Origin of the sequence: Duganella sp. (genome assembly GCF_039595735.1) — a bacterium.
Lineage (GTDB): Bacteria > Pseudomonadota > Gammaproteobacteria > Burkholderiales > Burkholderiaceae_D > Rugamonas.
Window position 1 is genome coordinate 198,648 of sequence record NZ_JBCNLB010000002.1, and the last position, 14,824, is coordinate 213,471.

The 14,824-nt window shown below is 65.5% G+C and carries 10 protein-coding genes; 6 read left to right on the plus strand and 4 right to left on the minus strand.

Annotation, left to right across the window (positions count from 1 at the left end; translation table 11 throughout):
* Positions 1 to 15: 15 nt before the first annotated feature.
* Positions 16 to 1,110 carry an alkene reductase gene (locus tag ABDW57_RS05945; RefSeq protein ID WP_343729285.1) on the plus strand — a complete coding sequence of 365 codons (1,095 nt, stop codon included), beginning with the start codon at positions 16 to 18 and terminating at the stop codon, positions 1,108 to 1,110.
* Here ABDW57_RS05945 and ABDW57_RS05950 read toward each other — a convergent pair.
* Genes ABDW57_RS05950 through ABDW57_RS05960 form a run of 3 tightly spaced genes read right to left on the minus strand, consistent with a single transcriptional unit; the run spans position 1,092 to position 5,043 of the window.
* Complete coding sequence (locus tag ABDW57_RS05950; protein WP_343729286.1) at positions 1,092 to 3,323, minus strand: molybdopterin cofactor-binding domain-containing protein; 2,232 nt, start codon at positions 3,321 to 3,323, stop codon at positions 1,092 to 1,094. The genes ABDW57_RS05945 and ABDW57_RS05950 overlap by 19 nt on opposite strands.
* Entirely contained in the window at positions 3,320 to 3,781 is a 462-nt protein-coding gene (locus ABDW57_RS05955; protein WP_343729287.1) for a (2Fe-2S)-binding protein, read from the minus strand. The genes ABDW57_RS05950 and ABDW57_RS05955 overlap by 4 nt, the downstream gene beginning before the upstream one ends.
* Complete coding sequence (locus ABDW57_RS05960; RefSeq protein WP_343729288.1) at positions 3,778 to 5,043, minus strand: cytochrome c; 1,266 nt, start codon at positions 5,041 to 5,043, stop codon at positions 3,778 to 3,780. The genes ABDW57_RS05955 and ABDW57_RS05960 overlap by 4 nt, the downstream gene beginning before the upstream one ends.
* A gap of 184 nt (positions 5,044 to 5,227) precedes the next feature.
* On the opposite strand from ABDW57_RS05960, the gene ABDW57_RS05965 reads away from it, so the two are divergent.
* From ABDW57_RS05965 to ABDW57_RS05975, 3 genes are read left to right on the plus strand one after another with little or no spacing between them, the layout of a single operon-like run.
* On the plus strand, positions 5,228 to 7,984 hold the full coding sequence (locus ABDW57_RS05965) for an EAL domain-containing protein (protein ID WP_343729289.1): 2,757 nt from the start codon (positions 5,228 to 5,230) through the stop codon (positions 7,982 to 7,984).
* Positions 7,985 to 7,996: 12 nt separating this feature from the next.
* Positions 7,997 to 10,288, plus strand: a complete 2,292-nt coding sequence (locus ABDW57_RS05970) for an FdhF/YdeP family oxidoreductase (protein ID WP_343729290.1) — start codon at positions 7,997 to 7,999, stop codon at positions 10,286 to 10,288.
* The gene (locus ABDW57_RS05975; protein WP_343729291.1) at positions 10,285 to 11,205 is read left to right on the plus strand and encodes a bestrophin family ion channel; all 921 of its coding nucleotides are present in this window, start codon (positions 10,285 to 10,287) and stop codon (positions 11,203 to 11,205) included. The genes ABDW57_RS05970 and ABDW57_RS05975 overlap by 4 nt, the downstream gene beginning before the upstream one ends.
* Here the strand turns inward: ABDW57_RS05975 and ABDW57_RS05980 are convergent.
* Entirely contained in the window at positions 11,200 to 12,624 is a 1,425-nt protein-coding gene (locus tag ABDW57_RS05980) for a PLP-dependent aminotransferase family protein (protein WP_343729292.1), read from the minus strand. The genes ABDW57_RS05975 and ABDW57_RS05980 overlap by 6 nt on opposite strands.
* Positions 12,625 to 12,784: 160 nt before the next feature.
* On the opposite strand from ABDW57_RS05980, the gene ABDW57_RS05985 reads away from it, so the two are divergent.
* Both ABDW57_RS05985 and ABDW57_RS05990 read left to right on the plus strand, forming a co-directional pair.
* A complete protein-coding gene (locus tag ABDW57_RS05985) occupies positions 12,785 to 14,194 on the plus strand; it encodes an ATP-binding protein (protein ID WP_343729293.1) in 1,410 nt (469 codons plus the stop codon).
* A complete protein-coding gene (locus ABDW57_RS05990) occupies positions 14,181 to 14,804 on the plus strand; it encodes a response regulator transcription factor (protein ID WP_343729294.1) in 624 nt (207 codons plus the stop codon). Before ABDW57_RS05985 ends, ABDW57_RS05990 begins: the two co-directional genes overlap by 14 nt.
* Positions 14,805 to 14,824 lie beyond the last annotated feature (20 nt).

Here is a 14,824-nt window from a genome sequence, read left to right on the forward strand (position 1 = left end):
ACCGGAGTCACTCTCATGACCAAGCTGCTGCAACCGATCCAGATCGGCGACCTGACCTTCAACAACCGCATCGCCATGGCGCCTGTCACGCGGGCCCGTGCCGGCACCGACGGCGTGCCGGTGGCGCTGACTGCCGAGTATTACGCCCAGCGCGCCAGCGCTGGCCTGATCATCACCGAGGCCACCAACGTATCGCCAAACTCCGCCGCCTTTGAACTGGCGCCTGCCATCTACAACGATGCCCAGGTGGCAGGCTGGCGCCGCGTGACGGAGCAGGTGCACGCGGCCGGCGGCAAGATGTTCATGCAGCTGTGGCATAGCGGCCGGGTTAGCTCGTATGCGCTGCTGAAGGGCGGCGAGCCGCTGTCGCCGTCGGGCCTCAACGACGATCTCGGACTGCTGCAGGTCTACGGCGCGCTGCGCAATGGCCATTACACCCGCATCTACGCCTCGCCGTCGCGCGCGATGAGCAAGGAAGAAGTGTATGCCGCGATTGAAGAATTCCGCGTCGGCGCCGCAAACGCGAAACGCGCAGGACTGGACGGCGTCGAGATCCACGCGGCCAATGGCTATCTGCCGCAGCAGTTCCTGTCGCCGCTGGTCAACCGCCGCATGGACGAATTTGGCGGCAGCGTCGAGAACCGCGCGCGCTTCCTGCGGCTGGTGCTTGAAGCGGTGCTGACGGTGTTCCCCAAGGAGCGCGTCGGCGTGCGCATTTCACCTTATGCGGCTTATAACAACGCCGCCGATCCGAATGTGGCAGAGACCTATGGCTATGTGGCGCGCATGCTGAATGAATACGGCATCGCCTACATCCATGGCGCTGATACCAATGCCTGGGGCGGAGTGCCGGACATGCCGAAGCTGCTGGAGCTGATCCGCTCCAACTACAGCGGCGTGCTGATGGCCAACGCCGGCCTGACGCCGCAGGCCGCGCAGTGGTTGGCAGCGGAGGGCAAAGCCGACATGGTGGCCTTCGGCCGCCTGTATGTATCCAATCCCGATCTGGTGGCGCGCATTGCCGCCGGCGGCCCATACAACGAGCCGGACCCGTACACGTTCTACGGCGGCACGGAGCGCGGCTACACCGACTATCCCGCGCTCAGTTGAGGACCCGCCAGCGGCAGGTCGAACCAGCGCTTGCCGGTGGCGTCGGCCAGCGCATTGCCCAAGGCCCCGGCCATCGGTCCTTGCGCCGCTTCGGCCACGCCGAGGAATGGAGCGCCTGGGCGGTTGACCAGGACGACTTCCACTTTCTCCGGCACGTTCGAATAGCGCATGATCGGGTAGCTGGCCCAGTCCACGCTGGTGATGCCGTCTGGCGTGAACTGCAGCTTTTCATACAGTGTCCAGCTGGACGACTGCAGAATGCCGCCTTCCACCTGGTTGCGGATGCCATCCGGATTCACGCCCTGACCGCAATCCACCGCCGCCGTCACACGGAGGATGTGCACCGCACCGGTGCTGCGCTCCACCCGTATCTCCACCGCCAGCGCCACGTAGGCCATGATGTTCTTGTACTGGCCAAAAGCGAAGCCGAAGCCATGGTCGCGGCGGCGCTTGCGCTGGCTCCAGCCGAACTGGCTGGCGGCGCGTTCGACTACCTCGCGGGCGCGCGGATCGTCCAGGTGGCGCAGGCGGAACGCCACCGGGTCGGTGTGCGCGGCCGCCGCCAGTTCATCCATCATGCCTTCGATGGCAAACAGGTTGATGTGCGCACCGAGCGAACGCATGGCCGAGGTACGCAGCGGCGTCACCGGCAGGAAGTGGTTGACGATCTTCGCCTGCGGCAGCGTGTACAGCGGAATGGCGTTGCGGTCGCCGCCGCCTTCCGGCATCGGCATTGGCTGCGATGGACTCGGCACGAACGGTTGTGCCAGCAGTTGGGCGGGCAGCAGCTTGCCGGCATTGCCGGGACGTTCGTTGTGCGAGCCGCTCCACAATTCGTACTGCCAGTCGCAGATAGTGCCGCTGGCGTCCAGCGACGCCGCCAGCTGGGTGCTCATGGCGGGGGCGTAGGGTTCCCACTGATTTTCCTGGTCGCGCATCAGTTGCACGCGCACCGGCCGGTCCGGCATGCTGCGCGCCAGCAGCGCGGCATCGGCCGCCACATCGTCGGCGCCGTTCTGGCCATAGCAGCCGGCGCTTTCGGTATGGATGCAGCGCACGTCTTCCATTCTCATGGACAGCATTTCGGCCAGTGCCGCGCGCAGCGGGTAGACGCCCTGCGTGTGCGTCCATACTGTCATGCTGCCTTGCTCCAGCAGCGCCAGCGCGCAGGAAGGTCCGATCGAACCGTGCATCACGTACTGCTTGGTGTAACGGCGCTTGAGCGTCAGCACCGGCTTGCCGGCAGGGCCGGATTTGTTGGCGATCACGATGTCCTGCGAGGGCAGGGCACGCAAGGTGGCGTGGATGCTGGCGGGTGCCGGCAGCGCCGGGCCGCGCTGCCATCTGGCGCTGGCCGACAGGGTGCGCATGGCTTGTACCGCCTGCCATTCGTCCTCGGCGATGACGGCCAGGTAGTTGCCGTCCACATGCACCTTCAGTACGCCCGGCATGCGCTGCACGCCGGCGCTGTCGGCCGACAGCAGACGCGCCCCCGGCGCCGGCGGCCGCACCACGCGGGCGTGCACCATGCCGGGCAGACGCATGTCCTGCACGTAGGCGGCACCACCGGTCAGCTTAGCCGGGATGTCGACGCGCGGCAGCGATTGGCCGATCACGGTGTAATCGCTGGCTTTTTTCAGCGGCGACTTTACCTGCGCCACGCGGTGCAGGTCGAGTGCGCGAACCGCTTCGCCGTAATGCATTCTACGGCCGTCCGGGGCGATCACCATGCCGCCGCCGGTCTTGAGTGTCGCGGCATCGAGCTTGAACTGCCGCGCCGCGCCTTGCACCACCAGTGCCCTTACTTGCGCCGCGGCGTTGAGCAGCGCGGTGCCGCTGTCGGCCATGGTGTGGCTGCCGGCGGTGAAGCCCTCATTGGGTGTGCGCGCGGTGTCGCCGGTGACGAAGTTGATGGCGGCCGGCGCCAGGTCCAGCTGCTCCGCCGCCACCTGCAGCAGCGCGGTACGCACACCAGTACCCAGTTCCACCTTGCCGGTGAAGACGGTGACCTGGCCGTCCGGCGCGATCCTGATCCACGCGTCCAGCATCGGCGTGCGTTGCAGGCTGCCCGCCAGATCCTTGTTGGCGATGGGTGGCACGCCCATGCCGTTGAATTCCGCCAGCGCGCGGCGCGGCAGCAACGTGAACCCCAGTACCAGGGCGCCGGCATTCAGGATGGCGCGGCGGCGCAGATCGATGACAGCTTCGCTCATGCCTTGCTCCCTTCAGCCACGTCCTTGATGGCGGCGATGATGCGCATGTGGGTGCCGCAGCGGCAAAGGTTGGGTTCCATATGCCGGCGGATCTGCGCTTCGGTCGGATGCGGGTGCTGCTCCAGCAGCGATTGCGCGCGCATCACCATGCCGGCGATGCAGTAGCCACATTGGGCCGCCTGGTGCTTGATGAAGGAGGCTTGCAGCTTGCCCGGCTTGTCGGCGCTGCCCAGACCTTCGATGGTGCGCACCTGGCGCCCTTCGCAGGCAGCCACCGGCGTCAGGCAGCCGAAGACCGGCTGACCGTCCAGCAGCACGGTGCAGGCGCCGCACTGGCCCATCCCGCAGCCGAACTTGGCGCCGTTCAGTTCCAGCTGGTTGCGCAGCGCGTACAGCAGCGGCGTGGAGGGATCGATGTCCAGCGTGTGGCGGACGCCGTTGACGGTCAGGGTGTTCATTGTTGGTTCTCCTTGCGGATGTCGGCAGTGCGTTTTTCCAGGTTGTTCCAAGCCGGGCGCTTGCCGATATCGGCGCGCACATAGGCGGCGATGCTGGCGATCTGGGCGTCGCTCAGCGCAGCCGAGAAGGGCGGCATGAAGGTGGTTTGCTGTGCGTGGCTCCATGGCACGCCGTTCAGCACAATCTGGATCAGGTTGTCCGGCCGGTCGCTGTTGACGGCGGTGCTCAGGGCCAGTGACGGCCGGCCGCCCGCCGTCATCATGGGGGCGGCCGCGCCGTGGCAGCCGGCGCAGGCGCCGGCGAACAGCGTGGCGCCTTGCGCGACGCGTGCGGCATCAGCGGTTGCCGCCGGCGCCGGCGCGACGGCATGGGTTGCCGGCTGCTGCAACGACATGATGTAGGTGGCGATGGCGTTAGTGTCTGCCTCTGGCACTTGCGACAGGCTGTGTGCCACGGGTCCCATCGGGCCCGCAGCGGCGCCGTGCTCCGGCGACCAGCCGTGGCGCAAGTACAGCGCCAGCTGTTCACGCGTCCACGGCTTGGGCGCCTGCAGCAGCGTGGTGAGGGAAGGCGCATCCCAGCCGTCGACATTGCCGCCGCTGAAGGCCGGACTGCGTTCGCCGCCGATCGGGCCCAGCGCGCTATGGCAGGAAGCGCAATGGCCGGCGCCGTCGACCAGATAGCGGCCGCGGTTCCATTCGGCCGTCTGTCTCGGATCATCCGCCACCGGGCCGGGACGCAGATAAAGCAGATTCCAGCCCGCCAGCAGAGGGCGGAAGCGCAGCGGCAGCAGCAGGTCGTTGGCCGGCGGCTTTGCTGTCACCGGCGTGCGTGTCATCAGGTAGGCGTAAGCGTCGTTGATGTCGACGGTCGACATCCTGGTGTAATGGATGTACGGGAAGGCCGGGTATAGCAGATGGCCGTCGCGCGCCACGCCATGGCGCAGCGCACGCGTGAATGCGGCCAGCGACCAGGCGCCGATGCCGGTGTCCCGGTCGGGCGTGATGTTGGTGGTGTAGATGGTGCCGAACGGCGTGCGCAGCGGCAGGCCGCCGGCATATGGCGCACCGCCAGCCGCGGTGTGGCACACCATGCAATCACCCTGGGCGACAACGCGGGCGCCGCGCGCGATGCTGGCGCTGTCGAAGTCCGTATCCGCTGGCGGCTGGACCGGCGCTATTGGCGGCTGTATCACCCAGGCTGCGGCAGCGGTGGCCAGGGCCAGCGCTGCGCCCGCCCAGATTCGTGTTCTCGCTTTCATGCTTGCTCCCAAGTCGCTAAGCCTGCACTGTGCCACCGGCGGCGCTGGTTTGTAACCGGTCAAATGGCATGGCAGGCAGGGGAACAGGGAAACTAAACTTTAGTATGAGTTTGCATACGAAGGTGCAATTTCGCTCAGGCCTTCCTGATTTTATATTGGCATCTGTGTCAATCAGGGAGGGGTTATGTTTGTCAAACACTACAAGAAGCTGCCCGGTTTCCGCACCATGGCCGCCGAGTGGCTGATGCTGGGCTTTGTGCTGGTACTCAGCGGCCTGCTGATCGCGTACTTCGTCTGGAACGAGCGAGGACTGCTGATGACATCCAATATCGAGCGCATGCGCCTGCAAACGCTGATCATCGACGAAAACCTCAGCCACCAGCTGGAAGGTGTGCGCAGTGCGCTCGACAGCGTGCGCGACGCCCTGCGTGAAGGCGGCAACTGCGCGCTGGACTGCCGCCGCACGCTGCTGCAGTCGCTCAAGCGCGCCATGCCCGGCGTGCGTGCCTTGCTGGTGCTGGACCGCAGAGGCGCGATCATCATGTCCGACGATGACCTGCGCGACCGCCGCCTGGATGATCGCAACTACACCAGCCGCGTGGAGCGCATGCGCGATCCCGATACCCTGTACCTGTCGCAGCCCTACGAGAACACGCCCGGCGTCTTTAACATCAAGCTGTCGATGGCGGTGATCGGTCCGGACGGCGCCAACAACGGCGCGGTCAGCGCCATCCTCAATCCGGAATACTTCGACGCCGTGATGCGCTCCGCCCTGTACGCACCGGACATGAACAGCGCCATCACCGAGAACAGCGGCCGCCGCATCCTGTTCGTGCCGGCCGATCCCGCCGCCATGCGCAATACCAGCGCGGCGCCAGATCCTTTCTTTGCTCGTCATCAGCACAGCGGCCGTGCCGAGACGGTGCTGGACGGCTTCACCGCCAACGGCGAACAGCGGCTGGTAGTCCAGCGCACCATGCAGTTGCGCGGACTGGGCCTCGACAAGACCCTGGTGGTGAGTCTGGGGCGCAACCAGGCGTTGATCGCCGCCGGCTGGCACAGCATGGCCTGGACCTGCGGCGTGGCGTGGCTGGTATTCGGCCTGACTTCCAGCGGCGCGCTGCTGCTGGTGCAGCGCCGGCGCCAGGTGCTGGAAGACCTGGCCGCAGCGCGTGCGGACGAACAGGCCGCCGCTGCGGAAAAGGTTGAACTGGCGCTGAACGGCGCCAACCTCGGTCTGTGGGAATGGCAGATGGTGGACGATGTGCGCACGGTCGATGGCCGCGCCGCCGCCATGCTGGGCTACACCAGCGAGGAACTGAATGCCGGCGATATCGACTGGCGCAGCATGGTCAAGGCCGACGATATTCCGGCCGTGGAAGCCGCCCTGGCCGCGCATCTTGCCGACAGCTCGCGTTCCTTTGAGGCCGAATACCGCATGCGGCACCGGGCCGGCCACTGGATCTGGGTGCAGAGCCGGGGCCGGGTGGTGGAGCGCACCGCCGGCGGCCGGCCGCTGCGCATGCTGGGCACGCGCATGGACATCAGCGCCCGCAAGCTGGCGGAAGCGGAGATCGCCCACCTGGCGTTCTATGACGGCCTGACCAACCTGCCAAACCGCCGTCTGCTGCTGGACCGCCTGCACCATGCCATTGCCAAGGCGGCGCGCGGCGGCAATCATGGCGCGGTGCTGTTTGTGGACCTGGATAACTTCAAGTCGCTCAACGACACCATGGGCCATGACATGGGCGACCGCCTGCTGGAGATGGTGGCGTTCCGCCTGGGTGAGGTCACGCGCGAGACCGACACTGTGGCACGCCTGGGCGGCGACGAATTCGTGATCCTGCTGGAAGACCTGGGGACGGAACAGCAGCAAGCCATGGGCAATGCCGCCGCCGTCGCCGGCAAGGTGCTGGATGCGCTGAGCCGCAGCTACACGCTGGAGGCGCATGAACTGCGCAGTACCCCCAGCATCGGCGTGGTGCTGTTTGGGGCAGAGCACCACACCATCAATGACCTGCTGCGGCAGGCCGACATGGCCATGTATGAAGCCAAGGCGGCCGGCCGTGCCACCTTCCGCTTCTTCGATCCGCACATGCAGGTGGCGCTGGACGCTTCCGCCACGCTGGAAGCGGACCTGCGCTTCGCCCTGCAGCGCGATGAACTGCGCCTGTACTTCCAGCCGGTGGTGGATAACGGCGGCCGCGTCACTGGCGTGGAGGCGCTGGTGCGCTGGCAGCATCCGCTGCGCGGCCTGATCGGCCCCGGCGATTTCATACCTCAGGCGGAGAAGTCGGGCCTGATCGTGGAACTGGGCGAGTGGGTGCTGGAAGCGGCTTGCCGGCAGCTGGTGCAGTGGGCCGGCTGCGCCGACAGCGCGCATCTGAGCATGGCCGTCAACGTCAGCGCGCGCCAGTTCCGCCAGCCGGCGTTTGTCGATCAGGTGCTGGCGGTACTGGACCGCACCGGCGCCGATCCGCGCCTGCTCAAGCTGGAACTGACGGAAAGCATGCTGCTGACCGACATGGATGACGTGATCGCCAAGATGACAACCTTGAAAGCCCACGGCGTCGGCTTCGCGCTCGATGATTTCGGCACCGGCTATTCATCGCTCAGCTATCTGAAGCTGCTGCCGATCGACCAGCTGAAGATCGACCGCTCGTTTGTGCACGACATGCTGCACACGCGCCATGCCTCCAGCATTGTGCGCGCCATCATTACGCTGGCCTACAGCATGGATCTGGCGGTGGTGGCGGAAGGGGTGGAAACGCGCGAGCAATGGTCCGAGCTGGAAGCTTTTGGCTGCACCGCCTTCCAGGGCTATCTGTTTGGCCGTGCGGCGCCGCTGGCCGAACTGGCGCTGGCTGTACTCCCCAACGACGACACAGACTGTACTCCTGTCGGAAGCCAGGCCGAGGCTATGCTCGACACATCGATTTAAGGAGCATCCTGCATGGCCATCAAACCCTATCACCACGCAGCCGCCGGCTGGGGCGCGCTGAAATACGTCGCGATCAACCTGGTCAAGGAACGCGTCAGCGGCGTCAATTACAGATCGCTGCTGGCGCAGAACCAGCCGGATGGGTTTGACTGCCCCGGCTGCGCGTGGCCGGACCGCGAGCACGCATCCACCTTTGAATTTTGCGAAAACGGCGTCAAGGCGGTAGCGGCGGAATCCACCAGCAAGCGCGTGACGCCGGCGTTCTTTGCCGGGCACACCGTGGCGCAGCTGCTGGAGCAGTCGGACTATGAACTGGAACAGCATGGCCGGCTAACGCATCCCATGGCCTACGATCCCGCCAGCGACAAGTACCTGCCGATCGCCTGGGATGACGCCTTCAAGCTGATTGCGGAGGAATTGAATGCGCTGGACGACCCGGATCAGGCGGCGTTCTACACCTCCGGCCGCGCCAGCAATGAAGCAGCCTTCCTGTACCAGCTGTTCGTGCGCGCCTACGGCACCAACAACTTCCCGGACTGCTCCAATATGTGTCATGAGGCCACCAGCCGCGGCTTGCCGGGCACCGTCGGCATCGGCAAGGGCACGGTGACGCTGGACGACTTTGAACATGCCGATACCCTGCTGATCTTTGGCCAGAACCCGGCCACCAACCACCCGCGCATGCTGGGCGAGTTGCGCGACTGCGCCCGGCGCGGCGCCACCATCGTTTCCATCAACCCCTTGCGTGAGCGCGGTCTGGAGCGCTTTACCAGCCCGCAGCACCCGCTGGAGATGCTCACGCTGTCCAGCACCCCGATCAGTTCCATGTTTGTGCAGCCCAGGCTGGGCGGCGACCTGGCGCTGATCAAGGCCATGGCCAAGCGCCTGCTGGAGCTGGATGACAGGGCGGTGCTGATCGGCGCACCGCGCACGCTAGACATGGACTTCATCAGCGCGCACACGGTTGGTTTCGCGGAGTTCGCGCGCGACCTGCGCGCCGAAAGATGGCCCTTGCTGGTGGAGGAGTCGGGCGTCTCGCGCGAGCAGATCGACCAGTTGACGCATATTTATATCAACGGACAGCGCGTGATCGCCACCTGGGGCATGGGACTGACGCAGCATAAGCATTCGGTAGCCACGGTGCAGATGCTGTCCAACCTGATGATGATGCGCGGCCAGATCGGCAAGCGCGGTGCCGGTTTGTGTCCGGTGCGCGGCCACTCCAACGTGCAGGGCGACCGCACCATGGGGATCGAGGAGCAGCCGACCGCCGCCTTTCTGGACCGCATGGAGCGGGTGTTCGGCTTCGCCCCGCCGCACCGCCACGGCTATGATGTGGTGGCCACCATCGGCGCCATGGCGCAGGGGAAGATCAAGGTGTTCGTAGGGCTGGGCGGGAACTTCGCCATGGCCACACCGGATACGCCGCTGACCTTCAAGGCGCTGCAGTCCTGCGCGCTGACGGTGCAAATCGCCACCAAGCTGAATCGCGGACACCTGATCCACGGCCGCAAGGCATTGATCCTGCCGACGCTGGGCCGCACCGAGATCGACCTGCAGAACGGCGTGCCGCAAGGTGTGACGGTGGAGGATTCGATGAGCATGGTGCATATCTCATATGGGCTGAACAAGCCCGCTTCGCCGGAGCTGCTGTCCGAAATCGCCATCGTGTCGCGCATGGCCGAGGCCACGCTGGGCAATCGCCATCAGCTGAAATGGCGGGCCTACCGCAATGACTATGCCGTCATCCGCGACGATATTGAAAAAGTGTTTGATGACTTCTACGACTACAATGCCCGCGTCGCCAGGCCGGGCGGCTTCCATCTCAAGGTGGCTTCGCGCGAACGCGAATGGCTCACGGCCAGCGGCAAGGCGCAGTTTGTGCCGCAGGCGATCGCGCTGGACACGCCGATCCATCGCGCCCGCGCGCGCTACGGCCAGCGCCTGCTGGTGATGATGACCACGCGCTCGCACGACCAGTACAACACCACCATCTATGCCATGGACGACCGTTATCGCGGCGTGTTCGGCATGCGCCGGGTGATCTTTATCAACCAGGCCGATATCGACATGCTGGGCATGCTGGCCGGCGACTGGGTCGACGTGCAAAGCGTGTGGGACGATGGCGTCGAGCGCCGCGCCGGTGGTTTCATGCTGGTGGCGTATGACATTCCGCGCGGCTGCATCGGTGCCTACTACCCCGAGACCAACCCGCTGGTGCCGCTGGCCAGCGTGGCCGACGGCGCCGGCACGCCAACCTCCAAATCGATCCCGGTGCTGCTGACGCCAGCGGTGGCGTCATGATTGTCCGCCCGCCCGCCAACTGGCTGCGCATGCTGTTCGTGTGGGACGGATCGGTCCTCAAGACCATCGTGCCGCAACTTCTGCTGATGCTGGCGGTCAGCGTGCTGGCGGTGGCCACTGGCGGCCGTGTGTTTGGCGCCAGAATTCCGCTGGATACGGTGCCGTTCCCATTGGTCGGCGTCAGCCTGGCGATCTTCCTCGCCTTCCGCAACAACGCCGCCTATGCGCGCTATGTTGAGGCGCGCCAGATCTGGGGCCGCATCCTGATTGCCGCCCGGGCGTTGACTTCACAGGTGATCAATTACCTGCCCGAGGATGGCGACGGCTTTGAGCGCAAGCTGTTCGTGCAGCGCCTGATCGCCTTTGTCTATGCGCTGACGCACCAGTTGCGCGGCACCGATCCATGCGCAGACCTGGCGCGCTATCTGTCAAAGGATGAGGTGGAGGAGCTGCGCGGCATGCACTACGTTCCGGTGGCGCTGCTGGATCGCATCCGGCTGATGCTGGCGCGCGCCGGACGCAAGCGCGGCGAAGGCGAGCCGTTGCTGTGGATACTGGATGCCCAGGTGAGCGAACTGGCGGCGGCCGTCGGCGGCTGCGAACGCATCTCGCACACACCGATCCCGTTTGCCTACAGTGTGCTGTTGCATCGCACGGTTTATCTGTACTGCTTCATGCTGCCGTTCGGTCTGGTGGCGGATCTGGGCATGGCCACCCCGCTGGTGTGCGTGTTTGTGGCCTATACGCTGTTTGCGCTGGAAGCCATCGCGCAGGAGATTTCCGAGCCCTTCGGCACCGATCCGAACTGCCTGGCGCTCAACGCCATGACGCGCAATATCGAGCGTTCCCTGCTGGAGCAATGCGGCGAGGAGATGCCGCAGATGCTGGAACCGTGCGACCGCTATAAGGTCTTATGACGTCAGTTCGCCGGCCAGCAGACCGAGGGTGCGCACTGCCGCCTCCACGCCGGCGTTCCAGGGATAGCTGTAGTTGAGACGAATGCAGTGCTGAAAAGCGTCGCCGGTGGCGAAGATATTGCCGGCGCCGATGCTGATGCCGCGCTCCTGGGCGCGCGCATACAATTCCAGTGCGCGCACGCCGTGCGGCAGCGTCACCCACAATAGATAGCCGCCGGCCGGTGCCGATACGCTGGTCCCGGCCGGGAAGAAGCGCCGCACCGCCGCCGCCATGATGCTGGCCTGCTGCGCGTAAGCCTTGCGCACCTTGCGCAGGTGGTAGTCGTATCCATCGTTTTTCAAATACTCCGCGATCGCCAGCTGCGGCAGGGCAGGGGTGTTCAGCGTGTTCAGAAACTTCAGTTTTTCCACCTGCGCCTTGTAGCGCCCGGGCAGCGCCCAGCCAATGCGATTGGCCGGGCTGAGCGTTTTGGAGAAGGAATTGCAGTGCAGGACCAGGCCGCGCGTGTCGTAATTCTTCAATGAGGTAGGGTGGACGTCACCGTAATACAGCTCGTGATAAACGTCGTTCTCGATCGCCGGCACCTGGTGCCGGGCCAGCATCTCCACCATGGCGCGCTTGCGCTCATCGCTCATCTGGAATCCCAGCGGGTTCTGGAAATTGGGCATGACGATGCAAGCCGCCACACCCTGTTCCACGATGGCGCGCTCCAGCGCTTCCAGGTCGATGCCCTGTGCCGGGTCGGTGGCGATCTCCACTGCCCGCATGCCCATGCGTTGTATCGCCTGCAGCAGCGCGTAGTAAGTGGGCGACTCCACCGCGATGGCGCTGCCGGGCGGCGCCGCCGCCTGCAGGCATAGGTTGATCGCTTCGGTGGCGCCGGTGGTGACGATGATTTCGCCGGCGTCCACCGCCAGCCCGTTTTCCAGATGACGGCGGGCGATCTGGCGTATCAGTTCCGGATTCCCCGGCGGCAGGTCGGCGGTCATGCCCATCTGGCCGACGCGGCGCGCCAGGCTGCTGGCGTACTGGTTCAGGCGCGCCCACGGGAACAAGGCCGGATCGGGATATGGGGAGCCGAGCGGCACGCTGCCCTGGTTAATCGAGCGCAGGGTGGTGAGCACGAACTCGCTGGTGTCCAGCGTGTCGCCGCGCGCCATGTCGGCCGGCGCCGGCGGAACGATGGCGTCGACGGGTGCCGGCGCGGCGGGCTTGCGGCGCACGAAATAGCCGGATTGCGGACGGCTTTCGATCAGGCCCTGGCTTTCCAGCAGCAGGAAGGCGCGGATCACGGTAGAGACGCTCAGGTTGTGGTGCTGGCTGGTCTGGCGCACCGACGGGATTTTTTCCCCTTCGCGGATCACGCCCTGGGCGATCTGGCCGGCGATATCGGCAGCCAGGGTTTCGTACAGTTTCACGGACTAATCTCTCCCGGCAGTGCCTGAACTCATACTGGAGTATAGGATGCAAGTGGCCAGAATCACACTATAATTGGATAGATTGCCAATATAACCCATAAGGATAGGCATGTTACGGGTACCCCGCACTCCCTGGATGTCTGCGTTGCTGATTATTTTGATGTTGTTGATCTTCGCGATCGACACGTTTTCACCGCTGGACATGGCCATCGCCGTGATGTACGTGGTGGTGGTTCTGCTGTCGGCCGGGATCTGGGCCCGGCGCGGGGTGCTGCTGGCGACCGCCGCCTGCCTCGGACTGACCCTCCTGTCCTATGTGCTGACCCACAGCGAGGTGTTTTCCGCCGCCGCCTCCGGGCGTCTGCTGGTCGGACTGCTGGCGATCAGCGTCACCAGCGTGCTGGTGCTGCGCGCGCAGGCCGCCACCAATGAGCTGCTGGCGCGCGAAGACGCGCTGCGCCGCAGCGAAGCCTTCCTGGCCGGCACCCAGCGCATCAGCAAGACCGGCAGCTTCAGTTTCAAGTCGCCCGGCGGCGAGATGTATTGGTCGGACGAGGCGGCCCGCATCTATGGTTACCCGCTGGACGTCAAGCCCACCATGGAGCGCGTTCTGGCCCACACCTCGCCGGAAGACCGGCATGTGGTGCAGGCGGCGATCGACCAGTCGCTGCGCTGCGAAGGACCGATCGAGTTGCGCCACCGCCTGCTGCTGCCGGACGGAGAACTCAAGTACGTGCATGTGCTGTCGCATCCGCGTCACAACAAGGACGGCGAGTGCGAGTATCTGGGCGCGCTGACCGATGTGACGGCGGCGGTGCTGGCCGAACAGGCGTTGCACCGTTCGCAGGTACAGCTGGCGCACGCCACCCGCGTGACCATGCTGGGCGAACTGGCCGCTTCCATCGCCCACGAAGTGAATCAGCCGCTGGCCGCCATTTCCACCAATGGCGAGGCCTGCCTGCGCTGGCTGAACCGCCCGCAGCCCGAGTTGGACGAGGCCAGGGCCACTGTCACCAGCATCCTGGAGGCCAGCGCCCGCGCCACAGGCGTCATCAAGCGCATTCGCGCGCTGGCGCGGCGCAGCGATCCGCAGTATGCGCCGCTGGACCTCAAGTCGGTGGCGGAGGAAAGCGTGGACCTGGTGCGGCGCGAACTGAATAACCACCATGTCGCCCTGATGCTGGGATTGACGCCGGACCTGCCGCTGGTCTATGGCGACCGCGTGCAGCTGCAGCAGGTCTTCATCAATCTGCTGATGAACGCCATCCAGGCCATGGCAGCCTGCCAGCCCGGCCAGGCGGTGCTGACGGTGCAAACCCAGCGCAACGCCGACGGTGCGCTGCAGGTCAGTGTCAGCGATTCCGGCCCCGGCATCCCGCCGGCCGACGTGCCGCGCCTGTTTGAGGCCTTCTACAGCACCAAGGAGGACGGCATGGGCATGGGCCTGCCGATCTGCCGCTCCATCATTGAAAACCACGGCGGCCGCATCTGGGCCAAGCCAGCCGCACCGGACATCCCATTGGCCGGCGCCACGATTATCTTCACGCTGCCCATCCATGAACCAGATTGATTATTCCGACGCGCTGATTTACATCGTCGACGACGAGGCGCCGCTGCGCGACGCCATCTCCAGTCTCCTGCGTTCGGTCGGCATGCAGGTGGCCAGCTTTGCCTCGGTGGCCGAGTTCCTGGCCCAGCCGAGGCGCGAGATCACCAGCTGCCTGCTGCTGGACGTGCGCATGCCGGGCGTGAGCGGGCTGGATTTCCAGGCCGAGCTGAATCGCGACGGCGTGGCGCTGCCGATCATCTTCATGACCGGCCATGGCGACATTCCCATGTCGGTGCGGGCCATGAAGGCCGGCGCGGTCGACTTCCTGGCCAAACCGTTTCGCGACCAGGATCTGCTGGACGCGATCCACGCCGCCCTTAGCGCCGACAGCGAGCGGCGCCAGCGCGACCAGGCCCGCAACGGCATCACCGCGCGCTACGCCACCCTGACGCCGCGCGAGCGCGAAATCATGGCGCTGGCCGCGCGTGGCCTGATGAACAAACAGATCGCCGGCGAGGTCGGCACCAGTGAGATCACGGTCAAGATCCATCGCGGCAACGCCATGCGCAAGATGGAAGCCAAGACCTTCGCCGATCTGGTGCGCATGGCCGAAGCCCTGGGTTTAGCCTGACCTATACCCTTGTATAATTT